Consider the following 25,593-nt stretch of genomic DNA (forward strand, 5'->3'; position numbering starts at 1 on the left):
GGGTCAGCGACCCGTGTCGTAGAGGTGCGGGCCGCCGTGACCCAGCACCTTGACGATGATGCCGCGCCGGCGCAGCTCGGCCACCGTGCGGGTCTCTTCATCGATGCTGCGGCCGAGGGCGTGCACGTTCGCGACGACGATCACGTCACCGCGGTCGAGGCGTCCGACGAGGCGGTGAAGGCGCTCCTCCCACGACTCCATCGTCTCGGGCGAGGGGTGGCGGAACCCCTCGATCGGTACGCCGAACCGCGTGAGTTCGTTGCGCTGCTCGACGACCGATGGCATGTCCTCGCGAGCGACGACGAGTCCGACCAGGCGCGAACTCGACGGGCGGGCCTGCCACCAATCACGGTCGGCGCGCAGCTCGGTGAAGCACTTCGGGCACTCCGCCGCCGCGTGCGGCAGGGTGACCGGGCTCGTCTCAGGACCCGGCGTCAGGTCGGCGCGGGTCGTGATCGCGGCATCCGCATCGATGATGTCGCTCATGGTGCCCCCTTGTTCCCGTCCATTGTCGCCCACTTCCCGCGCGGGGGCACCTGGGCTGCCTGCTCTGCCGCGGGAGGCGCGGAGCGGTACCGTCGAACCTATGACGCTCGACGAAATCCTCTATCCGCCGATCGAGCCGTACGAGACCGGTGAGCTCATCGCGGGCGAGGGCAACCGTGTCTACTGGGAGCAGTCCGGCAATCCCGACGGCAAGCCCGTCGTGTTTCTGCACGGCGGCCCCGGGGGCGGCACGGCTCCGTGGCACCGGCGGTTCTTCGACCCCGAGCGCTACCGCATCGTGCTGTTCGATCAGCGTGGATGCGGCCGCTCCACCCCGCACGCGAGCGCACCCGACGCCGATCTGCGCCACAACACGACGTGGCACCTCGTCGCCGACATGGAGCTGCTGCGCCGCAACCTCGGCATCGAACGCTGGCAGGTCTTCGGCGGCTCGTGGGGGAGCGCCCTCGCGCTCGCCTATGCCGAGGCGCACCCCGCCGCCGTGTCCGAGCTCGTGCTGCGCGGCATCTTCACGCTGCGCCGTCACGAACTGGAGTGGTTCTACGAGGGCGGCGCATCGGCGGTGTTCCCCGACGAGTGGGAGAGATTCCTCGCGCCGATCCCCGTGCTGCAGCGCTCTCGGCTCATCGAGGCCTACCACCGGCGCCTGACCGACCCGGATCCCGCCGTGCACATTCCGGCGGCCGTCGCGTGGTCGCGGTGGGAGGCAGCCTCGCTCACGCTGCGCCCCGACCCGTCGCTCATCGACACGATGACCGACCCCCAGGCGGCGACGGCGTTCGCCCGGATCGAGAACCATTACTTCCTCAACGGCGGGTGGTTCGAAGAGGGGCAGCTGATCGCTCGCGCCGGCCGGCTGCGCGGCATCCCCGGTGTCATCGTGCAGGGCCGTCACGACGTGTGCACACCCGCCATGACGGCGTGGGATCTGCACCGTGCATGGCCCGAGGCCGATTTCGTGATGGTCCCGGATGCCGCCCACTCGGCGTCCGAGCCTGGCATCGCAGCGGCCCTGAGAGAGGCGACGGACCGGTTCGCAGGCGGCTGAAGGGCGCGCCCGTCCGCTGAGGTCTCAGGCGCCGAAGGCGCGGGCGAGGGTCTTGATGAGGTCGGCGGATCGGCGGTTCATGCGGAAGCGCGTGAGTCCTTCGCTCACGACGGCGCCCGTGCGGGCGGAGACGAACCACGGCGGCTTCGGCAGCAACGAGAAGCTGCGTCCGCGCGAGCGGATGAGTGCGCGCGGATCGAGCGAGCGCGGGAAGGGGCGGAACGGTCCGCGCACCACCGACCGCTCGACGTGATCCAGCAGCAGCGCGTTGTGCACGATGCCGATCCCGCTCTGCACGTCGTCTACCGTCGCGCCGGGAAAGCCGCCCCACGTCAACGTCGGTGTGAGAAAGCCCATCGCGGTCCAGGCGTTGACGGCGATCGAGCCGTACCGAAGGTCGGCGATCGCCTGCTCGACGCGCTCGCCCAGAGCGGCCTGGGTGAGGGGATCGATGAGCAGATTCGCGCCGAGCGTGCCTGACAGGTTCTCGTTGGCGTGGGCGACCGCCGCGTCGAGGAAGCGCGCTCCCGCGCCAGGCAGGGTGACGACGCCGAGGACGGGCGCGAAGTACTCGGTCGTCTGCAGCGCCGTCGCATCCGTGTCGTCGTCGATCTCGACGAGCAGGCGCGTACCGGCCCCGCTCACGCCCGCATCCGGGTATGCGGCCGCCGCGCGGGCGAGGCTCTCGTCGGCGCGGGGGTACCAGACGGGGCGCGCGGGGGCTGCCGCATAGGCGCGGCGCAGCTCGGCGAGGAAGGCCTCTCGCTGCGGCCAGTCGGCGCTCAGCAGCACGACCTGCCCCGCGATGCAGTTGTGCCCGCTGTTCTGCAGCCGCATCGTCGCGATGTGCTCGGCCTGGAAGCGCAGGTCGGCGTCGGACCACTCACCCGGCACGACGATGACGGGCGAGACGCCGCCGAGCTCTGCCGTGATCGGCACGCGCAGGTGCGGCGCGATCGCGTTGAACGTCCCCGCGGCGCCCGTGATGTGCACGTGGGCGACATCGGGATGCTGCGTGAGGTAGGCCCCGACGGCGCCGTCTCCGCGGACGATCCGCAGGAAGCCCGGCTCGATGAGGGGGGCGAGCGCGCGCTCGAAGATCGGCACGAGCGCGTCTTGTGTGGGGTTCACCTTGAGGATCGCGACGCGGTTGTGCGCCATCAGCTCGTAGAGCACGTCGAGCACGGGGATCGACGTCACGTTCCCCGCCCCCAGGACGAGCCCGATGCCTCCGGGGGTCGCGGGCGACAGCTGCGCGAGCCCTGCGTCGCGGCGGATCGTGGCATCCGTCACCCCGGGCTCGAACCAGACCTCGCCCGAGAAGCCGGAGAGCAGCAGGTGGTCGATCGGGTCGAGCGGGAAGACGCTCGCGCGGCGGCGGTCGGCGGGTGCAGGCTCGGTTGCGATCCCGGTGAGCGGATGCACCCCGCGGGCGAGGCGCTCGAGCGTGCGGCGGTAGGCGTCGAGGGTGACGATCGTGCCGTACGGGCCGGCGAGCCACTCCTCGCCGCGCAACACGTGGCCGGCGTCGAGACCCTTCGACGTGGCGGCGACGTCGACCCACTCGTCGGCGACCGCCGTCACCGCGGCGCGCACTCCCTGCAGGAGACGAGCGCGCTGCGTGAGGGTGAGGTGCGCCCACGTCGCGGACCCCGTTCTGAGCTCGGTGATCGCGGCGTCGATCGGGCGACGGACGTCCTCGGCGAGGGCGGGCGCGGTCTCGGGCACGGGCTCTCCTTCAGGCGGGCCGTTCAGTCTACGCCGCGCTCGCCGTGCGAGGACGGTGCGTGTGGGGTGGCTCCTGGTGTTCTCGTGGTGCGGCCTGCTCGGGCTCGTTTGCCTCAAACGGCGCTGCCGCGCGGCCGGGCGAGCAGAGTGCGACAAGTGAACGGATGCTGCTCGGGTTCGTTTGCCTCAAAGGGCGCTGCCGCGCGGCCCGGGGGAGCAGAGTGCGGCAAGTGAATCGGTGGCGCCGCCCGACTGCAGCCCGAGCTTCATTTGCCTCAAACGGCGCTGCCGGGTGTGCCGGGTGAGCAGAGTGCGACAAGTGAAGCCCCAGGCAGGCCGAACCGGACCGGACCAGGTTGAACCGAACCGGACCAGGCCGAACCAGGCCGAACCGGACCAGGCCGAACCGAACCGGACCGAACCGGACCAGGCCGAACCGGGCCGGACCACCCCACCCAGCGCCCGACGCCGTCAGCTCTCGGCAGTGACGGCGTCGGCGACCGCCCGCATGCCTGTCAAGGTCTCGGCGAACGACGTCGAAAGCGGCGACAGACCGATGCGGAGGCCATCGGGGTCGCGGTAGTCGGGGATGACGTCGTCCTTCCACAGCCGCGCCGTCACGGCGCGCATCGACGGATGCGACAGGGTGACATGGCCGCCACGCAGGTCGGGGTCACGCGGCGACGCGAGCGTCACGCCCAGCGGGGCGAGCAGCTCATCGAACACATCGACGGCGAACGAGGTCAGCGCGACCGACTTCGCCCGCACCGCATCGATCCCGGCGCTGTCGATCATGTCGACGGTGTCCTGCATCGCCAGCATCCCGACGATCGGGGGTGTCCCCGACAGGAACCGGCGCATTCCGGCCGCCGGCGCATACGTCGGACCCATCGCGAAGACGTCGGCGGCGCCCATCCACCCTTGGATCGGCTGCGCGAGGCGGTCCTGCAGGTCGGCCGCGACGTACGCGAACGCGGGCGAGCCGGGGCCTCCGTTGAGGTACTTGTAGGTGCATCCCACCGCGAGGTCGAAGCCCCACTCATCGGCGTGCACGGGCACCGATCCGGCCGAGTGGCAGAGGTCCCACACGATGAGCGCGCCGGCGTCGTGGGCGATGCGCGTGAGCGATGCCGCATCCGCGAGGTAGCCCGAACGGTAGGCGACGTGCGACAGCAGCACGACGGCGGTCTCGGGCCCGACCGCCTGCTGCAGTGCCTCTGCCGTCACGCCGGACGACAGATCGACGTCGATCCAGCGCACGCGTCCGCCGCGCTCGCGTGCGATGCCGTCGACGAGGTATCGGTCGGTCGGGAAGTTGTCGCGATCGACGACGATCTCCACACGCGCGGGGTCGGCCGCGTGCTGTGCGTCGAAGGCGGCGCGCACGAGCTTGTAGAGCAGCACGGTCGTCGAGTCGCCCACGACGGTCTGGCCGGGGGCCGCGCCGATGACCGCCCGCCCGATGGCGTCTCCGACGGCGAAGGGCAGCTGCATCCACGATTCGTCCCACCCGCGGATGAGCCGCCCGCCCCACTGTTCGGTCGTGAACCGCGCGAGCCGGTCGACCGACGCACGCGGGGGGCGTCCGAGCGAGTTGCCGTCGAAGTACACCAGCGAGGTCTCGGCCCCGATGAACAGCTCGCGATAGTGGTGCAGCGGATCGGCGGCATCGTGGGCGGATGCGGTCGAATCGAAGTCAGTCTTGGTCATGTGTGAGCTCCTCAGTGAGATCGACGGTCGCCGTCGCGAGCCACGCGGGCAGCTCGTCGAGTGCGTCGGGCGGCGTGCCCGGGATGAAAGTGGTGAAGGCGCCCGTGCTCGGCGCGAGCGGCCACGGGTCGGTGAGGGCCTGGATGAGCGCGGGCCCCTGCAGGCCGGCGTCGACGAGGGCCGCGAGTTCGCGTTCGTTGACGCCCGTGGGCAGATCGCCGTTGCCGAGGTCGGTGCCGTAGAGCACGGTTCCTCCCGCGGCGACGAAGGCCGCGAGGTTCGCCACGGCGGCCGTACGCGCATCACCCTGGTGGATGTCGAGCGTCGAGATCCACCGCTGCCCGGCGGCGACGGCGCTCGCGATGAAGCGCGGACCGAGCGGGTCGGTGGGCGTATGGGCGAGCGCGTCGACGCCGGCGCGCAGCGCGAGGCGCGGCATCCCCTCGCCCTCGGCGTGAGCGACGACGGGCAGGCCCCGTGCGTGCGCGGCCGTCACGATCGCGGTGAGGGTCTCGCGATCGAGAACGGGGCCGGCGGTGCTGTTGAGCGCCACCTTGATGACGGATGCACCGAACGAGGCCTGTTCGGTGACGGCGGTCGCCGCCCCACCCGGCACGCCCTCGTGCGGGGAGTCGCTCGTCACTTCGTGCACGATGCTCTCGGGGGCCCACGAGCGGCCGGACGGATAGCCGCCCGGCACCGTCAGGAATGCCCCCGCGAACGCGCGGCGAGGCACGGCGCGCCGAGGCTGGCGCGCGAGCGAGACGGGGTCTCCGCCGAGGTCGACGACGCCGGCGATACCGCCCGCCACGAGGCGTCGATCGTCGATGAGGTGCAGGTGCACGTGGTGATCAACGAACGGGGGCAGCGCGATGCCGGTGTCACCGGTGAGGCCTCGCCGGCACGCGGATGCCGCGGAGCCGAGCAGGTGCGCCAACCGCAGCGGATCGACGGGGTCGTTCACAGCTCCGTCCGTACCGCGAGCAGCTCGGGGAAGAACGTCAGCTCGAGGGCTCGCCGCAGGAACGGAACACCGCTGGACCCGCCCGTTCCGGTCTTGTAGCCGATGATCCGCTCGACCGTCTTGAAGTGACGGAAGCGCCAGAGCTGGAAGTTGTCCTCGAGGTCGACGAGCTCTTCGCTCGTCTCGTACGCCGCCCAGTGCTCAGAGGGGTGCGCATAGATCTCGGTGAAGATCGGCACGAGCTCGGGAGTGAAGGTCCACGCCTGCGTGACGTCGCGCTCGAGCACGCTCTGCGGGATCGCGTAGCCGCGGCGCGAGAGCAGGCGCAGGAACTCGTCGTACAGGCTCGGTGCCTCGAGGGCCGCCGTGACGAGGGCGTGGGCGGCGGGGTCCGACTCGAACACCCGCAGCATCGCGGCGTTCTTGTTGCCGAGGGTGAACTCGACGGCGCGATACTGCGCCGACTGGAACCCGCTGGAGTTGCCCAGCACGCCGCGGAACTCGACGTACTCCGCCGGGGTGAGGGTCGCCAGCACCGACCACTGCTCGGTGAGGGTCTTCTGGATGTGCTTGACGCGGGCGACGCATTTGAGGGCGAGACCGAGCTCGTCGGCACGCAGGTGCCGGCACGCCGCACCGAGTTCGTGCAGCACGAGCTTGAGCCACAGCTCGGTCGTCTGGTGCTGGATGATGAACAGCAGTTCGTCATGGTGCTCGGGGTTGCTGAGCGGATGCTGCGCAGCAAGCAGCGTGTCCAGTTCCAGGTAGCCGCCGTAGCTCATGCGGTCCGAGAAGTCGGTCACGACTGTGCCCTCGATGATTCGGGTGTTTCCTTCGATGCCGTCGTTCACGCCATTGAGCGTAGACGGTCGGCTGTCCTCATCGTCAGGCCCTGTCGCCGGATTCTCAGGCCGACATGGGGGAACGCACCGTATTGACCAGGGCCTTGTGGCGCGGATTTCGCAGTGCCATACTCCGCTCAGAACCGGCATGTTCGCACCCGACTGGGGAGGGGTGATGGGCCTGGCACCACTGATGGTCGGCCGTCGGCGAGTCCGTTTCGGCTCGGCCGCGCTGGCATTCGTCGTCGTCCTCGGCGCGACGATCTCGGGTGCGCCGGCGGCGTGGGCTGCTCCGCCGAGTGCCGTGCTCGTCTCGCCGGCTGACGGTGCGACGGCCACGAGCACGGCTCCCGCCCTCTCAGTCCGGGCCACGGACCCCGACAACGACCCTCTGCAGGTCACGTTCGAGGGCCGGCTGAAGGGGGCGACGGTTCCCGGGCAGACGACCGCCGAGCCGTTCAGCATCGTCGCCATCCCGGATATCCAGAACTACACCAACGCGTCGCGGGCCCCGGTCATCGCGCAGCAGGCTCAGTGGATCGTCGACACACGCGCGGAACTGAACACCCAGTTCGCCGTGCAGCTCGGTGATCTCGTCGGCACCTGGTCGTGGGCGGGACACTGGCCGTTCGCATCCGATGGCCTGAAGGTGCTCGACGACAACGGCATGCCCAACGCCGTGGTGGCGGGCAACCACGACTTCGATTACGCGACCGGAGACCACACCCAGTACGACAGGTGGTTCCCGCCGAGTCGCTATCAGAACGCGGCATGGACGCCGTCGACCGCCCGATACGGCGGGTACATGGGCCAGAACCAGTTCGGCACCGACGCGTCGGATCGCGCGAACATGAACAACTACTCGCTCTTCACTGCGGGTGGCGTCGACTGGCTCGTGCTCGGTCTCGAATGGGAGGCCCCGACGCCCGTGCTCGAATGGGCGGACCGCGTGCTGAAGGCGCATCCTGACCGACAGGTCATCATGTTCACCCACGCCTTCCTCGATGTGCCGGGCACGCGACGCACTCGGCCCGAGCGCCCCGGAGGCACGACGCCCGAGGTGATGTGGCAGAGCTTCGTGCGCACCCACTGCCAGATCCGGCTCGTCTTGAACGGACACGAGACCGACGGGGATCTCGGCGAAGCGCATCGCACCGATGACAATGCGTGCGGTCAGCCCGTCCATCAGGTCCTGACCGACTATCAAGCGCGTCCGAACGGCGGCAACGGGTGGCTCCGCTACTACCGTTTCGACCCGGCCGCGGCCACGATGACAGCAGTGACCTACTCGCCGTACCTGGGTAGCTACGAGACCGACCCGGATTCGTCCTTCACTCTTCCGTTTCCGACGGTGCCTCCGGAACCGGCACCGTTCACCCCTCTCGCGACCGTCCTGACGGCGTCGGGCGCGACCGCGACCACGACGTGGCAGGGACTGCAGCCTGACCGGGAGTACGAGTGGCGTGTCCGCGTGAGCGACGGTTCGAGCACCGAGACATCCGCCGTCTGGACGGTCAAGGCTCCGGGCGAGGTCGGCGTGCTGGCGCGGGACACGTTCGAGCGGTCGCTGTCCAGCGGATGGGGGGTCGCCGACGTGGGGGGCGAATGGACGATCACGGGGTCGCCCGCCCGGTTGCGTGTCGCAGACGGTCGCGCCTCGATGACCCTCACGTCGTCGACGGGGCAGCAGGCGAATCTGCGATCGGTTGCGACGACGCGTGCGCGGATGTCGGCGGTGTTCTCTGTCGACAAGATCGCCGAGGCGCACTACATCACGCTGATCGGACGCCAGGTCGGAGCCGAGCAGTATCTGCTGCGGGTTCGGATCGGCGCGAACGGCTCGGCGATCCTGCATGTCATGCGCGGCGGCACGGCGATCGGTGGCGCGTTCCCCGTGCCGGGTCTCACCATGACGCCAGGAGTCGCGTACCGCGCGCTGTTCGATGTCTCAGGCGTCTCTCCGACGACCCTGTCGGGAAAGCTGTGGCGCGCAGACCAGCCCGAACCGGCCGCGTGGCAGTTGACGCGCACGGACGGCACGGCAGCGCTGCAGTCGGCGGGGTCGATCGGAGTGCACAGCAGTGTGTCGTCCGCAGCCAATGCGTTCCCGCTGACCGTGACGTTCGACGACATCCGCGTCACGGATCCTTCCGCTACGGCGCCGCCGGCGAATCTGAGCCCGACGGCGGCGTTCACCCACAGCGCGCAGGGCCTGACGGTCGCATTCGACGGCAGGGGGAGTTCTGACGCCGACGGATCCATCGCGTCGCACTCCTGGTCGTTCGGTGACGGCGGATCGGCGACCGGCGCCCAGGCGTCGCGCACATATGCCGCTGCCGGCACGTACGCCGTGTCGCTCACCGTGACCGATGACGACGGTGCCGTGAACACCAAGGTGACCCAGGTCTCCGTCGCTGCACCGCCGCCTGCCGGGTTGGCCCGTGACGCGTTCGAGAGGTCGACGCTCACCGGATGGGGATCCGCCGATCTGGGCGGCGCCTGGTCGATCAGAGGAACCCCCGCCCAGTTCCGTGTCTCGGGCGGATCTGGGCACATGACCCTCGCGACGTCGACCGAGCAGCAGGCCACCCTTTCCGGCGTGACGACCACGAGGGCGCGCGTGTCGACGGTGTTCTCGGTCGACAAGGTCGCCGAGGCGCACTACATCATGCTCATCGGCCGTCAGGTCGGGGCCGAGCAGTATCTGCTGCGGGTGCGCGTCGGTGCGGACGGGTCGGCGATCCTCCACGTCATGCGGGGTGGAACGGCCATCGGCGCCGCGGTGCCGGTGAACGGACTGTCGATCGTCGCGGGGGCCGTATACAACCTCGCCTTCGAGGTGAGGGGGACATCGCCCACGACGCTCTCGGGCAAGCTGTGGCGAGACGGAACCGCCGAGCCGGTGGCGTGGCAGGTGACGCGGACCGACAGCACGGCGGCGCTGCAGGCTGCCGGAACCGTCGGGGTGCACAGCCGGGTGTCGTCGGTGGCGAATGCCTATCCGCTGACCGTCTCTCTTCGTGAGTTCTCGGTGGTCGACCCGTCGGTGCCCTGAGCGCAGCGGCCCGCTCTCGCGGAATCACGGGAGAATAGGGGGATGACTGCAGATTCCACCATCACGATGTTCGGCGCCGAATGGTGCTCGGACTGCCGCCGCACCAAGAAGCAGCTCGACGACCTCGGCGTCGAGTACACGTACGTCGACCTCGAGGCCGACCCGAAGGCCGCCGACGTCGCCCGCGACATCTCTGGCCGCACGAACATCCCCGTCGTGGTCTATCCCGACACGTCGCACCACGTCGAGCCGTCCAACGCCGACGTCGAGGCCAAGCTGCGCGAGCTCTCTCTGATCTGACGCCCTTCACCGCGAGACTGCATCGGCCCACGCCGATGCAGTCTCGCGGTGTCAGAGGGGTGGGTCTCGCCGGGCGTCAGCGCCGACCGAGGCCGCGGTATGTCCAACCGGCGTCGCGCCAGCGAGCGGGGTCGTAGCTGTTGCGCGCGTCGACGATGTTCGGCGTCGCGACGAGCGGCAGCACTGCTTCGGGGTCGAGGTAGCGGTACTCGTCCCACTCCGTCACGAGCACGACGACGTCAGCGTCGCGCACGGTGTCCTCGAACGATTCGCGGTAGTCCAGCTGCGGGTGCCGAGCCCGGGCATTCTCGATCGCAGCGGGATCGGTGACCCGGACGTCGGCGCCGAGGCCCTTCAGCCGCACCGCGACGTCGAGCGCGGGGGAGTCCCGCACATCGTCGGAGTGCGGCTTGAATGCGAGGCCGAGCATCGCGACGACCTTGCCGACCGGCCGACCGTCCAGGGCCTCGACGACGTGGTCGACGACCTTGCTGCGCCGGCGCAGGTTGATGGCGTCGACCTCTTTGAGGAACGCCACAGAGTCGGCGCGGCCGAGCTCTTCGGCCCGCGCGGTGAAGGCGCGGATGTCCTTCGGCAGGCAGCCGCCGCCGAATCCCACGCCCGCACCGAGGAACCGCCGACCGATCCGGTCATCGTGCCCGATCGCATCGGCGAGCTGCACGACGTCGGCACCGGTCACCTCGGCGATCTCGGCCATCGCGTTGATGAACGAGATCTTGGTGGCGAGGAACGCGTTCGCGGCGACCTTGACGAGCTCGGATGTCGCGAAATCGGTCACGATCAGCGGGGTGTCCAGTGCAATCACGGGGCCGTAGGCTTCGCGGAGGGCGGCCTCGGCCACGGCGGCCTGATCGGGCTCGGGCGGCAGACCGAACACGAGGCGGTCCGGAGTCAGCGAGTCCTTCACAGCCCAGCCTTCGCGCAGAAACTCTGGGTTCCACGCGAGCACGGCGCCCGAGCCCTCGATCCGCTCGGCGACCGCCTCGGCGGTGCCCACGGGCACGGTCGACTTGCCGACGATGACGTCGCCGGCTCCGATGTGCGCGAGCAGGCCGTCGATCGCCGAGTCGACGTACGACATATCGGCGGCCATGCTGTCTTTACGCTGCGGAGTGCCGACAGCGATGAAGTGGACGCTGCTGCCGACGGCATCCGCCATATCGGTCGAGAACCGCAGCCGGCCGGAGGCTACATGCGTCTGCAGCAGTTCGGGCAGGCCGGGTTCGAAGAACGGGGCCTCGCCCCGCGTGAGCGCGGCGATCTTGTCGGCATCGACGTCGACCCCGACGACGTCGTGGCCGAGTTCGGCCATGGCTGCCGCGTGGACGGCTCCGAGATATCCGCATCCGATGACTGAGATCCGCATAGATGTCCCTTCGTTGTTGGCGCTCGTCCCATCATGGACGGTGCACGCCGACATACCGGACACCCACCTGCGATCGCGCCGACCCAGAGATCGCACGGGGCACGTCGGTGAGGCCCTCGTCGCACGAGGGAGACAGTCGCGCCGTCAGGCCGATTCGACCCGGTCGACGGCGTCGGCGGCGCCGCGCTGGATGAGATCCAGCGCGCGGCGGAGCTGTGTGCTCGAGGTGTGTGCGGTGTAGGGGAAGTACACGACCTCGACGCCCACGCTCGCGAAATCACGCTCGAGGCGCAGACCCTTGTCTGTGCCGCGCCAGTCATCGCCCTTGAAGAAGTGGGTGAATCCGACGTCGCGCCACGCATCGAGCTTCTGCGGCGTCGTCTCGACGTAGACGTCGTCGACGAAGCTGATGTGGCGGACGATCTCGACGCGCTCGGCGGTGGGAACCACCGGATCGACGAGTTTCACCTGCCGCAGCATCTCGTCACTGACGACACCCGCGATCAGAACGTCGCAGTTCTCCTTGGCGTGGCGAAGGAGATTGAGATGTCCGACGTGGAACAGATCGAATGCTCCCGCGGCATAGCCGATGCGAACGGTCATTGAAGCCCCCAGAGGTGGACCCCTACCGCAACTCCCCAGCCGCGGCCCCAGATTCTGCGAGGTCCGCGTTGATCATAGCGTGCGGACTTCTGACGCGGTAGTGAGCGCCGCGACGGGCGGGTCAGCGCCGCGCGTACTCCTGGTAACGCCCGCCGAGGGCGCCCGCTGCCATACCGGCGCCACGCCACGCCGCCCGCGCTCCCCGGGCGCTGTGGCGGGGCGAGCGGGCCGCTTCGCCTGCGATCCATCGCGCGCCGCCGACGATGACGCGGGCCAGACCCCCCGCGAGCATCGTGATACGAGGCACGAGCCCTCGACTCAGCCCGAGCTCGGTCTGGGCCGAGGTCATTCCCACGCGGTACGCGCGCTGCAGAACCCACCGGCGGGTCAATCGCGCGGGGTCGACGATGTCGTAGACGAGTGCTGCCGGGCAGGAGGTGATCGTGCCGCCCGCGCGGACGAGCTGCTTGGTGAAGAAGATGTCCTCACCGCCGGACATCCCGAACCTCTCGTCGAAGCGCAAGCCGTGGGTGCGCACGAAGCGAAGATCGAGGAGCAGGTTGTTGGTCGCCGCCGCTGCCTGGGAGGCTCCGTCGTCGAAGTGAACGCGGCGGAAGAACCCACCCTCGACGATCCACTCGTCGGTGAACCCCGGCGGGAACGTCGTCTCGACGCGCCCCGACACGGCGGCGGCTCCGCTGTCCCGCCACCGAGCGATGAGCGTCTCGAGCCAGTCGGGCGACGGCAGTTCGTCGTCGTCGATGAAGATCAGCGCGTCCGCGTCGGCTGCTTCATCAAGAGCTCGGTTCCGCACGGCAGTCAGGCCGCGCGCCGGCTCCACGACATGGTCGACGCCATGCTCCCGGGCAACCGGCGCGGCCGTCGCGGCCGGATCGTTGTCGACGACGAGAATGCGCGCGCTGGTCGACTCCGCCTGAGGACGCAGCGCCGCGAGCAGAGCGGCCAGGGAATCCGGCCGTCGAAAGCTCGGGATCGCGACGACGACCTCGCTCATCGGCGCCTCCGGGTGTGAAGAGCCCGGCCGAACACTCTGACATGCGCCCTGCCGACGCCATCCCAGTCCCGCTGCGACAGGTCGGGTGTGCCGTGTGCCGCCCGTGCTTCTTCGAGGGCCAGGAGCAGCCGCGACGAGGTGAGCTCGTCGTCGTAGAGTCGCACCCATTCGGGGCCGACCTCGTCGGCGAGCGCCTCATTGACGGCGTTGCGCGGAACCAGGACAGGGCGATCGAGCGAGAGGGCCGCGAGCGCGCCGCCCGAATTGTGCATGAACCGGTACGGCAGAACGATCAGCTGCGACGTGGTGGCGATCTCGACCAGCTCGGCGTCGTCGAGGAAACGGAGGGTCGTCGTGATGCCGGGCACACGGGATGCCGCGTCCTCGACGACGCCGGCGAGCTCCGGGCTGCTCGGACGGCCGCCGATACGCAGGCTGACAGACGGTGCATCGGCGCGGGCCGTCTCGAATGCCTCGAGCAGCGTCTCGAGTCCCTTGTAGCGCCGGATGAGGCCGAAGTATCCGATCTGTCCCGGCACACGTTCGCCGCGCGGCAGGGCGGCGAACCAATCCCGGTAATGACCGTGGGGGATGAGCGTGGTACGACTGGCGTCGGGGGTCGTCGTCGTCGCGTTGAGCACGATCCAGTGATCCACACGCGCATCGAGAGCGAGCAGCAGCTTGCGCGTCGACGCGTCCACATCCGGCAGTTCGACGTTGTGCAGCGTGCGGACGACACCCGTCTTCGTGAGCGCGAGTTTCACAAGGAGCAGGCGCATCAGGGCGCGCTTGCCCCACCGTTTCCAGGCGGCGTCGCCCTCGAGCATCACCTCGGGCCAGTGCAGGTGCAGCACGTCGAATCGGGTCGTGAGCGCCCCGCGCCACGAGAAGGTGACGTGTTCGATCGAGGGATCAGCGGCCAGAGCTTGGTCCAGCATCGTGATGTACGGGTTGGTCGTCGGGCGCGGCCGTTTGAACGACTGCATGACACGGGGTGCGCGCACCGGCATCGGATCTCCGAATTCCGCGGCTCCCCCGGCCGCAGGGTTCAGGGTACCGAACGTCGTGTCGCGCATTGCCTAGGGTGGGGCGGGGAAGGGGTCGATGTGACACTCGCACGCACCGCGCTCGTCGTCGTCTCGTACGGCTCCGCCGAGCTCGTCGAGCGGAATCTGGCGCCGCTCGCCGCGGACTGGGCCGACCTCGACGTCGTCATCGTCGATTGCTTCACGACGATGGATGAGCGGGACCGCGTCCGTGCGCTGTGTGAGCGACGGAACTGGACGGCCGTGCTGCTCGATGAGAATGCCGGCTTCGGCGGCGGCGTCAACCGCGGCGCCGCGACGGCGCTCGACCGAGGAGCCGATGTCATCCTCGTCCTCAACCCCGATGCCGTCATCTCCGCCGCCGCTGCGCGTGCTCTCCGCGACGCGGCCCGGGATTCGACCGGCCTCGTCGCCCCCGTGATCCGGCGTCCCGACGGGTCGCTGTGGTCTGAGGGGATCGACCTGTACTTGGACGACGGCACGATGGCGGGCATCCGTCACCGTGATCGTCACCGGGGTCGCCCCCGCATGACGTGGGTGTCCGGAGCGTGCTTTGCCCTGTCGCGTGCGCTGTGGGAGCGCATCGGCGGGTTCGACGAGGCCTATTTCCTCTACTGGGAGGACGTCGACCTCTCGCGCAGAGTCTGGGATGCCGGCGGGGATGTCCGCGTTCTGCCCGATGTCGAGGCGGTGCACGACGAAGGTGGAACGCACGAGGACAGCACGGCCGGGCGGGCGAAATCCGGGACGTACTACTACTACAACATCCGCAACCGACTGCTGTTCGCCAGGCTGCGTTTGGACCGCGCGACCGCCGAGCAGTGGCGTCGCACCGCGCTGCGCGCGGGCTGGCAGATCGTCCTCCAAGGCGGGCGCAAGCAGCTCGTCACGTCGGTGGCCCCGTGGCGCGAGCTGGCGAGGGGCCTTCGGGATGGACGGCGAGGCGTCTCCGGGCCCGCGCGGCGCTGACGTGGTCAGGCGTGACGGCGGATGACCTCGAAGATCGCTCCGGTCATCAGCTCTGAGGTGAACCGCTGTTCCACGCTTCGGCGACCGGCCTCGCTCATCGCCTGCGCGGCGGCGGGGTCATCGAGCAGCGTGAGCACGTTCGACGCGAGCGCGCCGGGGTCACCCGCAGGACTGAGCAGACCGGTTTCGCCGTCCGCGACGTAGTCGTCCATGCCCGGGGTCCGCGTGATCGCGACAGGGCGACCGGTCGCCATCGCCTCCAGAGACACCGTCATCCCTGAGACGTGCAGGTTCGGCCGGGTCGCGATGGCCATGACACTCGCCGATGCATAGAGCTCACGGAGTTCTCTGTGCGGAAGATGCCGGATCGTCTGGACTCCCTCCGGTGGCGCCAGTGTCGACGCCGTCTGCACGACGATCTCGGCGTCAGGCCGCGTGGCGTGCACGAGAGCGAGGGCTTCGAAGAGGGTCTCGGTGTCACGGTCACGGTCACCGCCGACACTCACCACGCGGGGTGTCCTCGGGTACGGCCGAGGGGCGAAGAAGGACTTGTCGATCCCGAACCTGACGTACTCGACCGGGATGCCCGGAAGCAGGCTGCGCAGTGGCTCGATCTGCGCGTCGCTGAGCACCCAGAGGGCATCGCATCGTGCGAGCATCGCCGGCATCCTGCCCAGATCGCGACCGCGAGCCGCCGCATCGGTCAGCCAGATCACCCCACTGACGTGACGGGTGTGCGGGTGGTTCGTCATCATGCGCAGCGCGGCGTTCTCGTCCCACGTGACCCCGATGGCGGTCTTGTCGGCCGGGCGCGAGAGGTGCAGGCGTGCTCGCGCGCGGTCGATGAGACGTGGCTCGGGCAGATCGATGCTGCGCACATCGGCCCCCGCCTGCAGTCCGTCCAAGCCGTAGGGCCAACGCCCCGGCACCTCGCCGGCTTCGTGTCTGCGCTGCCAGGTCGAGATCGACCGCTCAGCAGGGAAGCCGATGTCGATCAGTGTCCCGCGATCCTCCACCTGGCCCCCCGTCACTGTGAGCGAGCCTAGCGGGATGCCGGTCTGTCAAAATGGGCCTTCCGGCACAGCAGGGGGTTCGGCAGGATGAAGCTCGCTTCACGACGAGCCCGACTCTACGAGTCGGTGCGCACGGCCCATCTGGAGAGGGCCCGCGAACTCGCGCCCGCCGCCATCGTGTACCGCGTCCGCCGGTACGACTTCGACGAGTCGCTCGCGGAGGGACTCGAGATCGTGCACGCGACACCGATCCGCGCGGCATTGCTGTTGCGCCGGTCCCGGTTGGAAGCCCTCGAGATCAACGAGCCGCTCATGGCGTCGAGTCTTCCGGCATCGGCGTTGGCCGTCTTCGCCGTCACCTTCCTTCGTCGTGGCGATCGCCCGCGGATCGTCACATACGCCATCGGGAATACCGACCCCTTCGCCGCACCGTCGCCGTCGATCAAGCGCCGCGCGCGATGGATGGTCGAACGAGCGCTGGCGCGGTACGTCTGGAAGCACGTCGATGCGATCGCTTACGGCACCGAGGGCGCTCGGGATGTGTATCGGGCAGAACTGCCGCCGTCGCGCGCGATGCGTGAGGCACTCATCCCCGCGCTGCCCGCGCGCAGCGATCTGCCGCCGACCGATCGCGCGCAGCGAATCGCCTTCCTGGGGGCATTCGTCTCCCGTAAGGGGCTCCCTCTTCTTCTGCGCGCCTGGCCCCAGGTCGTTCACGAGCGCCCCGAAGCGACGCTCACACTCCTGGGCAAAGGAACGCTGATCGAGGATGTGCGCGTCTTCGCCGCGCAGCATCCGTCGGTCGAGCTTGTCGAAGACCCGCCGCGCAGCGAGATCCGCGACGTTCTCGTGAGGTCGCTGGTGCTCGTGCTCCCCTCGCAGCCGTCGCCGACCTGGCGGGAGCAAGTGGGCCTGCCTATCGTCGAGGCCCTCGAACAGGGATGCGCGATCGTCACCACGACAGAAACCGGTCTCGCGCCGTGGCTGGCCGCCCACGGTCATGCGGTCGTGCCCGGCGACGCCGATGCGGCCGGACTCGCCCGCGCTATCATCGAGCAGATCGACGCCGGGGACCGCTCGACATCGATCGTGGCGTCACTTCCGCCGAACGACGGTCGCCTCGAGGCGGACGCATGGATGTTCGCAGACGCCGACGAACCGGCGAGGGGAACCGGAACACATGCCTGAAAACTGGCGCGGCGCGTTGCGGCGTTTGAGTGGCGCCCAGAAGGGCCACGCGCGTGGAGCGCCCGCCTACTCGGTCTACGTCAACCGCAAGATCGGTCGCGTCCTCGCGGCCACGGCCTTCGTCTGGGGCTGGACGCCGAACGGTGTGACCGCGGTGAGCGCCCTCTTCACCTTCACCGGTATCGCGCTGCTCTGCCTCGTTCCCGTGTCGATCTGGCTCGGTGTCGTCGTCGCGCTCCTGCTGGCGCTCGGCTACGCCTGGGATTCGGCGGACGGACAGCTGGCACGGCTTCGCGGCGGTGGCAGCGTCGCCGGCGAGTGGCTGGATCACTTCGTCGACGCCCTGAAGATCGCCAGCCTCCACCTGGCGGTCGCGATCGGCTTGTTCCGCTTCACGGACATCGACCCCGTGTGGCTCCTGATCCCGCTCGGGTTCAGCGTCGTCGCCGTCGTGACCTTCTTCGGGATGCTGCTCAACGATCTGCTCAAGGGCAAGAACGACGTCGCGTCGACGCATGCTCGTGGCGGGGGCACCGCCCTGCGGTCTCTGCTGCTGGTGCCGACCGACTACGGGTTGCTGTGCCTCGTCTTCGTTCTGTGGGGCGCGCCGGTCGTCTTCCTCATTGTCTACGGCATCGTGGGGCTGCTGTGCGCAGGGTTCCTGGCGCTGGCCGCGGCGAAGTGGTTCCGCGAGATGCGCGCCATCGACGCCGCGAAGGTCACGGGACCTTCGTGAGCGCGGCCATGCGCGTCGCGATGTCGGCGCGGTAGCGACCGGGCGAGAACCGCTCGCCGGCCGACGCCGCCTCGATCTCGAGGGCGGGCTGCAGCTCTTGCCACCGCTCGACGGCGTCGATGATGGCGGCGGCGAGCGCCGGTGCATCGTCCGGAGTGAACCGCAGAGCCGTCGGGATGCCTGCTGTCGCTTCGCGCAACCCGCTCGTGTCGCTCACCAGCACGACGCGTGCCGCGAGCACGCCTTCGACCGCAGTGTTTCCGAACGGCTCGTCCAGGCGGGACGGGATCACGACGATGTCGGCCGCATCGACATCCGCCCATACCTGCGGTCGGAAGCCGAGCAGCCGTACTCGCCCATCCAGGCCCAGCTCGGAGATACGCGCGCGCAGACGCTCGTCGAACCACTCGTAGCCGGTGTAGACGTCGCCGACCAGATCGAGCTCGAGCGGTCCCAGGCGGTCTGGCAGCAGGGCCAGGGCCTCGACGATGACGTCGGGCCCTTTTCGAGGCGAGAGGCGCCCGATGTAGACGAGGCGGACGGGGTCGGCGAGCGTCGGGCGAGCGGGCGTTCGGGTCGCGGGCCCTGCCACGCCGTTGTAGATGACGTTCGCGCGGTCGGCCAGGCGCGGGAACACGCTGCGCAGCACGCCGAGGCTGAACTCGCTGTTGACGACGATGTCCTGTGCGAACAGTGCGGGCGCGTAGATCCCCGCCTTCACGACGCGGGACGCGGCCTGTTCTCCTTCGTGCAGGTGCACCAGGGCGGGGACGCGGCGCGATGCCGCCGCGAGCGGCCACAGAGGCAGGGTGACGGTGCTCACGTAGACGGCATCGGGGCGATGCCGACGCAGCAGTCGCCGGGCGCGGCGGAAGCCGCGGATCGCCGAGCCGACGAGGACGCCCCAGTTGCGTGGCCGCAGGAGGGACTTTCGCAGGACGAGCCCGGGAGCCACGACGACGGTTGCCCCCGCCTCTTCGAGGGTTGCCACCAGCGGGCCGGAATCATGGAGGACGACCACGACATGCGCGCCGGAGTCCAGCATGCCGATGACGCTTTCGACCATGACGCGGTCCGAGCCGTAAAGCTCCGCGCCGGGATGGACGACCAGGTAGCGCGGGCGTCCGCGCGGACGAAGACGCATCGCTCACCCCCTGCTCGCGACGTCAGACTCCGCAATCGTAGCCTCCGGGCGGCGACGGCTTCGCGGCCGAGTCACAGCGCGACGGCAGCGCCCTGGACCGACGGGCGGCTAATATCAGGGCTCGCGGCACCGATGATGGGCGTGCGACCCCGACGGTGCGCAGGGGGAGGGGCACATGTCCGACGAAGAGCAGGCCGCCACGCGCGGACCGGCCGACGTGTCATCTCGACGCCGGACGATCACCTGGGTCGCCGTGGCCGTGGGGGTCGTTCTGATCGTCGGGATCGTGATCGCCGTCGCGCTCATGCCCCGCGATTCGACAGCCGGCCCATCCCCGAGCGGCTCCGGCTCGCCGAGTGAATCGACGTCGGCTTCGCCCTCGGCATCCGTCACCCCGGGGTCGACCCCCGCACCGTCGGCCTCACAACCCGGCGGGAACGACGCCGATCCGTTCCCCGAACTGGCCCCGGTGGGGCCGACCGAGCAGGGCGACGCGGAGGGCATCTCCGCGTCGCTCGTGCGCTTCGAGAGCGTGACCGGCGAGGTCGTCGGCCCGGGCGACGTCGTCGCCGCAGCGGTGCGGGTGACGGTCGACATCACAAACAGGGGCAACCAGCCGCTGGATTTGAACCTCGTGGTGATGAACGCCTACATGGGCCCCGAGCGTGACCCGGCAGAGACCTATGAGCAACCCGGCGGCCTGCCGGTGAGCGGCTCGCTCGCGCCGGGTGACACGGCTACGGGCATCTACCTCTTCCGCATCCCCGAGGACCGTCGCGATGACGTGACCTTCGTTCTGGACTACTACGCCGGTCAGCCTGCCATCACGTTCCGAGGTCCGATCCCATAGCAGAGGCTCTGACGGTTTGTCGAGAGTCTTGTGTCGCGCGATGTGCCCCCCCTACAGTGCCAACGTACTGGGGAAGAGCTCGTTTATCGCTGGGGTGAACGGGCAGGGGAATAAGGCCTGTCGTTGTCGACCGGTCTGCACTGCTCGCTTCAGCGAGCTGATGGGGAACAAGCCGTGGTTTTCACACCGGGCAGTATTCGAGTACCCGCGCCGCGCCGTCACGGTCACCCGTGGATGACGTCGGCGGTCGCGTTCGCAGCGACGGCCACCATGGTCGTCGGCGTATTGACGCTGACGACGGCGCCCGCGTCCGCAGACACGAACCCGCCCGAGGGGGTACCTGAGACGGTGACGTCGGTTCCGTTGCCGACGGCGCAGATCAACGGTGTCGCCTACGCACAGGCGATCGTTGGCGACAAGGTGTGGGTCGGCGGTGAGTTCACCAATGCCCGCCCGGCGGGTGCCGCGCGCAACGTGAACACGAGCCCGCGCGCGAACCTCATGGCCTACACCGTGAGCACGGGCGTCATGACCTCGTGGAATCCGGGTGCCAACGGCGGCATCCGAGCCATCGTGGCCTCGCCCGATGGGTCGCGCATCTACGTGGGCGGATCGTTCACGACGATCGCGGGCGCGAACCGCAACCGGATCGCCGCGTTCAGCAGCGCGACGGGCGCACTGCTGCCCTGGAACCCCGGCGCGAACCAAGTCGTGACCGACATCGCGACGGCGGGCAACACCGTCTGGCTGTCCGGCAATTTCACGAACGTGGCCGGAGGTTCGCGCTTGCGCGTCGCCGCCGTCAACGCCGACACCGCGGCGCTGCTCCCGTTCTCCGCCAGGCCCGTCGGCGGCAACGGCGTGCGTGCGATCGAGGTCAATTCGGATGGCTCGAAAGTCGTCATCGGCGGCTCCTTCGAATCCACCAATGGATCCACGAACCCGGGCCGCGGTCTGGCCGCGCTCAACGCCGTCGACGGCACGTCGATCGAGTGGAAGGTCAACAGCACGATCCGCAACGGCGGTCAGAACGCCGCGATCTACTCGCTCGCCTCTGACGGCGACAGCGTCTACGGCACGGGCTATGACTACTACGGCACCGAGGAAGACGGATTCGAGGGTGTCTTCCGCGCGAGCTGGACGGACGGCTCGATCGATTGGCTCCAGGACTGTCACGGAGACAGCTACGGCGTCGCGGTCGGTCACGGTGTGGTCTACAACGCCACGCATGCTCACTACTGCGGCAACATCGGCGGGTTCCCGCAGGCCGCGCCCAAGTGGACCTTCAACCACTCGCTGGCCTTCTCGAAGGATTACCTCGGCAACACCTTCGGTTCGGATCCGCACGGCTATCGCTCGTTCGTCGGGCAGCCCGCCGCAACCATGCTCCATTGGTACCCGACCTGGCAGGTCGGCGACTACACGGGCAAGCAGCAGGCCGGGTGGGATGTCGAAGCCAACGACGACTACGTCGTCTATGGCGGTGAGTTCCTGCGGGTGAACAACACCGCGCAGGAAGGACTCGTGCGTTTCGGAAAGACGTCAGCGGGAGCGGCCGCCGACGCGCCGCAGTTCACCGGCGCCGAGTGGCAGGTGAGCGCTCTTTCGCTCCGCAGGGGTGAGGTCCGCGTGTCATGGCCGGCGAACACCGACCGCGACAGCGAGACGTTGACCTACGAGCTCTTCCGTCAGGACAAGGGCGCGACGCCGATCTACTCGACCGAGCAGAAGTCGAACTTCTGGACCCGTCCCGATATGCGCTTCGTCGACACGCAGGTGGCGACGGGGGCGACCTACCAGTACCGGGTGCGCGCGACGGATGCGGAGGGCAACACCGCGACCAGCGCGTGGGGCTCGATCACCGCGTCCGACACCGCGGCCTCGGACTATGCGCTCGCCGTTCTCGATGACGGAGCGCGCCACTATTGGCCGCTCGGCGAGAACAGCGGCACCAACGCCATCAACTGGTCCGACGGTGCCGACCTGACGGTCAACACCGCGGTACGCGGTGTCTCGGGTCAGAACCTCGCGACCTCGAGCAAGGCCACCAGGTTCAGCGGTGCGGATGCATCGTATGCGGCAATGAAGGCCACCGAGCCGGGTTCTGACGTGTTGTCGATCGAGGCCTGGTTCAAGACCTCTTCGACCGCGGGCGGCAAGATCGTCGGCTTCGGCAATGCGTCGTCGGGCGGATCAGGCAGTTACGACCGCCACGTGTACCTCGACGGTTCAGGCAAAGTCACGTTCGGGGTGCACCCCGGCGGTGTGCGCACCATCGAAAGCGCTGCGGGCTACAACGACGATCAGTGGCACCACGTCGTGGCGACGCTGGGCGCCGACGGGATGACGCTGTACCTCGATGGAAAGCGCGTGTCCAACCGCGCTGACGTGACGTCAGGGCAGGGGTTCACGGGCCTCTGGCGTATCGGAGGAGACAGCCTCGGCGGCTGGCCCAATGTCGGGTCCCAATACCTTGACGGAACCATCTCTGACGTCGCGATCTACCCCGCAGTCCTGACTCGTTCCCAAGTGGATGAGCACTGGACGAAGTCGGGTCGCGCGTCGACGACCCCGGCGGCGCCGAGCGACTCCTATGGCAAATCGGTGTTCGACCTGGACCCGACGCTGTACTGGCGATTGGGTGACAGCGCCGGCCCGGCAGCGGCCGACTCCGGCCCGGACGGCATCACGGGGACGTACTTCGGAAACGTCACACGGGGCGTCTCGGGCGCGCTCGAAGGCGTGGCAGACTCCGCGGTGACGACGAACCCGAATGGTTCGGACCAGACGGGGATCGTGAGCGACGCGTCGTTTGCCGACCCGACGACCTTCTCGATCGAAAGCTGGTTCAAGACCGACTCGACGACGGGCGGAAAGATCGTCGGGTTCGGCAACTCCCGAACAGGCACGAGCAGTGCGTACGACCGTCACGTGTACATGTCCGGCGATGGTCGCGTGAAGTTCGGCGTCTGGACGGGTGAAGCGCGCGTCATAGAGAGCGCCGCGGGCTTCAACGACAACCAGTGGCACCATGTCGTAGCGCAGATGTCGGCGGGCGGCATGCGGCTCTTCCTCGACGGGCGACTGGTCTCGAGCGATCCCAATACGAGCGCACAGGGTTACGCGGGGTACTGGCGCGTGGGTGGCGACAGCAGTTGGGAGGGCGACGTCTATTGGCGCGGCTCGGTCGACGAGGTGGCGATCTACCCCATCGCGCTCACGCCGCGACAGGTCGAGGAGCACTTCGATCTGGGCGACACCGGCGTCATCAACGCCAACCCTGAAGCCAACTTCTCCAGCATCGCCGATGCCCTCTCGGTCTCGTTCGATGCCTCGTCATCGCTCGATGCCGAGGGTCCGATCGCGTCGTACGCGTGGGACTTCGGCGACGGTTCCACCGGCTCCGGACAGACCGTGGCGCACACCTTCGGGCACAGCGGTTCATGGGATGTCACGCTGACCGTCACAGATGCCCGCGGGGCGACCGGGACCATCACGCGGACGGTTACCGTCGCCGGCCCCAACGTGCCGCCGGTGTCGTCCTTCACCACATCGGTCACCCACCTCGCGGCGGCATTCGACGCTTCGCAGAGCTCCGACGTCGACGGCACGATCACCGGGTACTCCTGGGCGTTCGGCGACGGCAGCAGCGGCACCGGACCGAATCCGTCACACGATTACTCCGCGCCCGGGACCTACACGGTGTCGCTGACGGTGTCCGACGACAGAGGGGGATCGAGCCTCTCGCAGCAGAGCATCACGACGACGGCGGCACCGGGAACCCCTGCCGACGCATACGGGGCCGCCGTGTACAGCCAGTCTCCGACGATCTACTGGCGGCTCGATGAGACCTCGGGCGCCACGGTCCGGGATTCCGGCACGCAGGACAACCCGGGGACCTTCTATGGTGACGTCGAGCGGGGGGTCGCGGGCGCGCTCGCCGCAGACAACGCGGCGGTGACGCTGCGTCCGGACGGCGATCAGCAGACCGGCGTCTCCAGTGCGCGACGCTTCTCGAACCCGACGACTTTCGCGATCGAGGCGTGGTTCAAGACCGACTCCACGGTCGGCGGCAAGCTCGTGAGCTTCGGCAGCGCGCAGACCGGCACGAGCTCGAACCATGACCGCAACCTCTACATGACCGGCGATGGCCGCGTGAAGTTCGGCACATGGGTCGGTGAGATCCGGTCGGTGGAGAGCGGAGCAGGACTCAACGACAACGCGTGGCACCAGGTGGTGGCACAGCTGTCCTCCGGAGGCATGCAGCTCTTCATCGACGGCGAACTCGTCGCCACCAACGACAACACGCAAGCCGAAGTCAACAGCGGCTACTGGCGCGTCGGCGGCGACACCCCGTGGGAGGGCGCGACGTACTGGCAGGGCTCGATCGACGAGGTCGCCATCTACCCTGCTCCTCTGTCTGCCCAGCGCGCAGCAGATCACTACGAACTGGGCAGGAACGGGTTCGTGAACCAGCACCCGACGGCGAGTTTCACGAGCGCCCCGACGGATCTCGTGGTCACGTTCGATGCCGGCGGTTCGAGCGATCTCGACGGCCCGATCGCCTCGTACGCGTGGGACTTCGGCGACGGGGGCACGGGCACGGGCGCGGTCATCACGCACTCGTACACCGCTGCCGGAACGTATCAGGTGACGCTCGTCGTCACGGATGGTCAGGGGATGACCGATGAGGTGACCGGTCAGGTGACCGTGCTCGCGCCGAACGTGCTCCCGACGGCCTCCTTCACGAGCACGGTCGACACCGCGCTGGGTGTCACGGTCGACGGCAGAGCCAGCTCCGACCCGGACGGCTCGATCGTGTCGTACGCGTGGGACTTCGGCGACGGCCAGACAGCAACGGGCGCGACTGCTTCGCACACCTATGCGAACGAGGGCGTCTACACCGTGACGTTAGTCGTGACCGACGACCGTGGCGGCGCCGCGACGATCTCTGCGCAAGTGACCGTGGCCCTGCCGCCCAACCACGCACCGACCGCTGCGTTCACGTCGCGCGTGACGGGCCTCGACATCGCGGTGGACGCATCCACCAGCACGGATTCCGACGGATCCATCGAGGGGTTCGCGTGGGACTTCGGCGACGGAAGCACGGCCACGGGCGTCGAGGCCGCGCACTCCTACGCAGAGGCGGGAACCTATACCGTCACGCTGACGGTCACCGATGACGACGGTGCAGCGAACCAGACGAGCGAACAGGTGGTCGTCGTTGCTCCGCCGACCACGAACGTGATCGCCAGGGATGCCTTCGAGCGCACGACGGCCAACGGCTGGGGAACCGCGGAACAAGGGGGCGCGTGGAGCGTGTCGCCCCTCGCCGGTCGGTTCGCTGTCACCGGTGGCGCGGGCGTGATGACGCTGTCGAGTGCGGTCACCCACCAGGCCAATCTGGCGGCGGTCAGCAGTTCCAGCACGCGCCTTGCCACCACGTTCTCGGTCGACAAGATCGCCAACGCGCAGTACATCTCGTTCG

The 25,593-nt window shown here is 68.9% G+C and carries 19 protein-coding genes; 8 read left to right on the forward strand and 11 right to left on the reverse strand.

Annotation, left to right across the window (positions count from 1 at the left end):
• Window positions 1-3 precede the first annotated feature (3 nt).
• Window positions 4-486 (reverse strand): recombinase family protein, encoded by a 483-nt coding sequence (locus AC25YV_RS10525; protein ID WP_488123787.1) that lies wholly within the window; start codon window positions 484-486, stop codon window positions 4-6.
• A gap of 100 nt (window positions 487-586) precedes the next feature.
• On the opposite strand from AC25YV_RS10525, the gene pip reads away from it, so the two are divergent.
• Window positions 587-1,555, forward strand: a complete 969-nt coding sequence (pip, locus tag AC25YV_RS10530) for a prolyl aminopeptidase (protein ID WP_488123788.1) — start codon at window positions 587-589, stop codon at window positions 1,553-1,555.
• A gap of 24 nt (window positions 1,556-1,579) precedes the next feature.
• Here the strand turns inward: pip and AC25YV_RS10535 are convergent, their stop codons facing one another.
• The 4 genes from AC25YV_RS10535 to kynA form a co-directional block, all read right to left on the reverse strand.
• Window positions 1,580-3,283 (reverse strand): aldehyde dehydrogenase family protein, encoded by a 1,704-nt coding sequence (locus AC25YV_RS10535; RefSeq protein ID WP_488123789.1) that lies wholly within the window; start codon window positions 3,281-3,283, stop codon window positions 1,580-1,582.
• A gap of 471 nt (window positions 3,284-3,754) precedes the next feature.
• Window positions 3,755-4,993 carry a kynureninase gene (locus tag AC25YV_RS10540; RefSeq protein WP_488123790.1) on the reverse strand — a complete coding sequence of 413 codons (1,239 nt, stop codon included), beginning with the start codon at window positions 4,991-4,993 and terminating at the stop codon, window positions 3,755-3,757.
• Window positions 4,980-5,957 (reverse strand): amidohydrolase family protein, encoded by a 978-nt coding sequence (locus AC25YV_RS10545; protein ID WP_488123791.1) that lies wholly within the window; start codon window positions 5,955-5,957, stop codon window positions 4,980-4,982. Before AC25YV_RS10545 ends, AC25YV_RS10540 begins: the two co-directional genes overlap by 14 nt.
• Window positions 5,954-6,808 carry a tryptophan 2,3-dioxygenase gene (gene kynA / locus AC25YV_RS10550; protein WP_488123792.1) on the reverse strand — a complete coding sequence of 285 codons (855 nt, stop codon included), beginning with the start codon at window positions 6,806-6,808 and terminating at the stop codon, window positions 5,954-5,956. Before kynA ends, AC25YV_RS10545 begins: the two co-directional genes overlap by 4 nt.
• Window positions 6,809-6,974: 166 nt before the next feature.
• Between kynA and AC25YV_RS10555 the strand changes: the two genes are divergently transcribed.
• Together AC25YV_RS10555 and AC25YV_RS10560 are read left to right on the forward strand one after the other, a co-directional pair.
• Window positions 6,975-9,854, forward strand: a complete 2,880-nt coding sequence (locus tag AC25YV_RS10555) for a PKD domain-containing protein (protein ID WP_488123793.1) — start codon at window positions 6,975-6,977, stop codon at window positions 9,852-9,854.
• Window positions 9,855-9,896: 42 nt separating this feature from the next.
• The gene (locus AC25YV_RS10560; RefSeq protein ID WP_488123794.1) at window positions 9,897-10,154 is read left to right on the forward strand and encodes a glutaredoxin family protein; all 258 of its coding nucleotides are present in this window, start codon (window positions 9,897-9,899) and stop codon (window positions 10,152-10,154) included.
• Between the two features lie 76 nt (window positions 10,155-10,230).
• Here the strand turns inward: AC25YV_RS10560 and AC25YV_RS10565 are convergent, their stop codons facing one another.
• The 4 genes from AC25YV_RS10565 to AC25YV_RS10580 form a co-directional block, all read right to left on the reverse strand.
• Window positions 10,231-11,541, reverse strand: coding sequence for a UDP-glucose dehydrogenase family protein (locus tag AC25YV_RS10565; RefSeq protein ID WP_488123795.1), 1,311 nt, complete (start codon window positions 11,539-11,541; stop codon window positions 10,231-10,233).
• Window positions 11,542-11,685: 144 nt separating this feature from the next.
• Window positions 11,686-12,144: an FAD synthase family protein gene (locus AC25YV_RS10570; protein ID WP_488123796.1), complete on the reverse strand. Its 459-nt coding sequence runs from the start codon at window positions 12,142-12,144 to the stop codon at window positions 11,686-11,688.
• Window positions 12,145-12,265: 121 nt separating this feature from the next.
• Window positions 12,266-13,159, reverse strand: a complete 894-nt coding sequence (locus AC25YV_RS10575) for a glycosyltransferase family 2 protein (RefSeq protein ID WP_488123797.1) — start codon at window positions 13,157-13,159, stop codon at window positions 12,266-12,268.
• Entirely contained in the window at window positions 13,156-14,235 is a 1,080-nt protein-coding gene (locus AC25YV_RS10580) for a glycosyltransferase (RefSeq protein WP_488123798.1), read from the reverse strand. Before AC25YV_RS10580 ends, AC25YV_RS10575 begins: the two co-directional genes overlap by 4 nt.
• A 30-nt stretch (window positions 14,236-14,265) precedes the next feature.
• On the opposite strand from AC25YV_RS10580, the gene AC25YV_RS10585 reads away from it, so the two are divergent.
• Window positions 14,266-15,174 (forward strand): glycosyltransferase family 2 protein, encoded by a 909-nt coding sequence (locus tag AC25YV_RS10585; RefSeq protein ID WP_488123799.1) that lies wholly within the window; start codon window positions 14,266-14,268, stop codon window positions 15,172-15,174.
• Between the two features lie 5 nt (window positions 15,175-15,179).
• Here the strand turns inward: AC25YV_RS10585 and AC25YV_RS10590 are convergent, their stop codons facing one another.
• Window positions 15,180-16,205, reverse strand: coding sequence for a glycosyltransferase family 4 protein (locus AC25YV_RS10590; RefSeq protein WP_488123800.1), 1,026 nt, complete (start codon window positions 16,203-16,205; stop codon window positions 15,180-15,182).
• A gap of 108 nt (window positions 16,206-16,313) precedes the next feature.
• On the opposite strand from AC25YV_RS10590, the gene AC25YV_RS10595 reads away from it, so the two are divergent.
• Both AC25YV_RS10595 and AC25YV_RS10600 read left to right on the forward strand, forming a co-directional pair.
• Complete coding sequence (locus AC25YV_RS10595; protein WP_488123801.1) at window positions 16,314-17,375, forward strand: glycosyltransferase; 1,062 nt, start codon at window positions 16,314-16,316, stop codon at window positions 17,373-17,375.
• The gene (locus tag AC25YV_RS10600) at window positions 17,368-18,111 is read left to right on the forward strand and encodes a CDP-alcohol phosphatidyltransferase family protein (RefSeq protein ID WP_488123802.1); all 744 of its coding nucleotides are present in this window, start codon (window positions 17,368-17,370) and stop codon (window positions 18,109-18,111) included. Before AC25YV_RS10595 ends, AC25YV_RS10600 begins: the two co-directional genes overlap by 8 nt.
• Here AC25YV_RS10600 and AC25YV_RS10605 read toward each other — a convergent pair.
• A complete protein-coding gene (locus AC25YV_RS10605; protein WP_488123803.1) occupies window positions 18,095-19,255 on the reverse strand; it encodes a glycosyltransferase in 1,161 nt (386 codons plus the stop codon). The genes AC25YV_RS10600 and AC25YV_RS10605 overlap by 17 nt on opposite strands.
• A 175-nt stretch (window positions 19,256-19,430) precedes the next feature.
• On the opposite strand from AC25YV_RS10605, the gene AC25YV_RS10610 reads away from it, so the two are divergent.
• Together AC25YV_RS10610 and AC25YV_RS10615 are read left to right on the forward strand one after the other, a co-directional pair.
• Window positions 19,431-20,105, forward strand: a complete 675-nt coding sequence (locus tag AC25YV_RS10610; protein WP_488123804.1) for a hypothetical protein — start codon at window positions 19,431-19,433, stop codon at window positions 20,103-20,105.
• A 234-nt stretch (window positions 20,106-20,339) separates the two neighbouring features.
• On the forward strand, window positions 20,340-25,593 hold a 5,254-nt coding region (locus AC25YV_RS10615), incomplete at its 3' end, for a PKD domain-containing protein (RefSeq protein ID WP_488123805.1).

The sequence above is a fragment of the Microbacterium sp. Y832 genome (assembly GCF_057669765.1).

Bases quoted from the DNA above. Each gene is read 5' to 3' on its own strand.
- AC25YV_RS10525 (WP_488123787.1), bottom strand. From the start codon at position 486: ATGAGCGACATCATCGATGCGGATGCCGCGATCACGACCCGCGCCGAC.
- pip (WP_488123788.1), top strand. From the start codon at position 587: ATGACGCTCGACGAAATCCTCTATCCGCCGATCGAGCCGTACGAGACC.
- AC25YV_RS10540 (WP_488123790.1), bottom strand. From the start codon at position 4,993: ATGACCAAGACTGACTTCGATTCGACCGCATCCGCCCACGATGCCGCC.
- AC25YV_RS10555 (WP_488123793.1), top strand. From the start codon at position 6,975: ATGGGCCTGGCACCACTGATGGTCGGCCGTCGGCGAGTCCGTTTCGGC.
- AC25YV_RS10560 (WP_488123794.1), top strand. From the start codon at position 9,897: ATGACTGCAGATTCCACCATCACGATGTTCGGCGCCGAATGGTGCTCG.
- AC25YV_RS10565 (WP_488123795.1), bottom strand. From the start codon at position 11,541: ATGCGGATCTCAGTCATCGGATGCGGATATCTCGGAGCCGTCCACGCG.
- AC25YV_RS10570 (WP_488123796.1), bottom strand. From the start codon at position 12,144: ATGACCGTTCGCATCGGCTATGCCGCGGGAGCATTCGATCTGTTCCAC.
- AC25YV_RS10575 (WP_488123797.1), bottom strand. From the start codon at position 13,159: ATGAGCGAGGTCGTCGTCGCGATCCCGAGCTTTCGACGGCCGGATTCC.
- AC25YV_RS10580 (WP_488123798.1), bottom strand. From the start codon at position 14,235: ATGCGCGACACGACGTTCGGTACCCTGAACCCTGCGGCCGGGGGAGCC.
- AC25YV_RS10600 (WP_488123802.1), top strand. From the start codon at position 17,368: ATGCCTGAAAACTGGCGCGGCGCGTTGCGGCGTTTGAGTGGCGCCCAG.
- AC25YV_RS10605 (WP_488123803.1), bottom strand. From the start codon at position 19,255: ATGCGTCTTCGTCCGCGCGGACGCCCGCGCTACCTGGTCGTCCATCCC.
- AC25YV_RS10610 (WP_488123804.1), top strand. From the start codon at position 19,431: ATGTCCGACGAAGAGCAGGCCGCCACGCGCGGACCGGCCGACGTGTCA.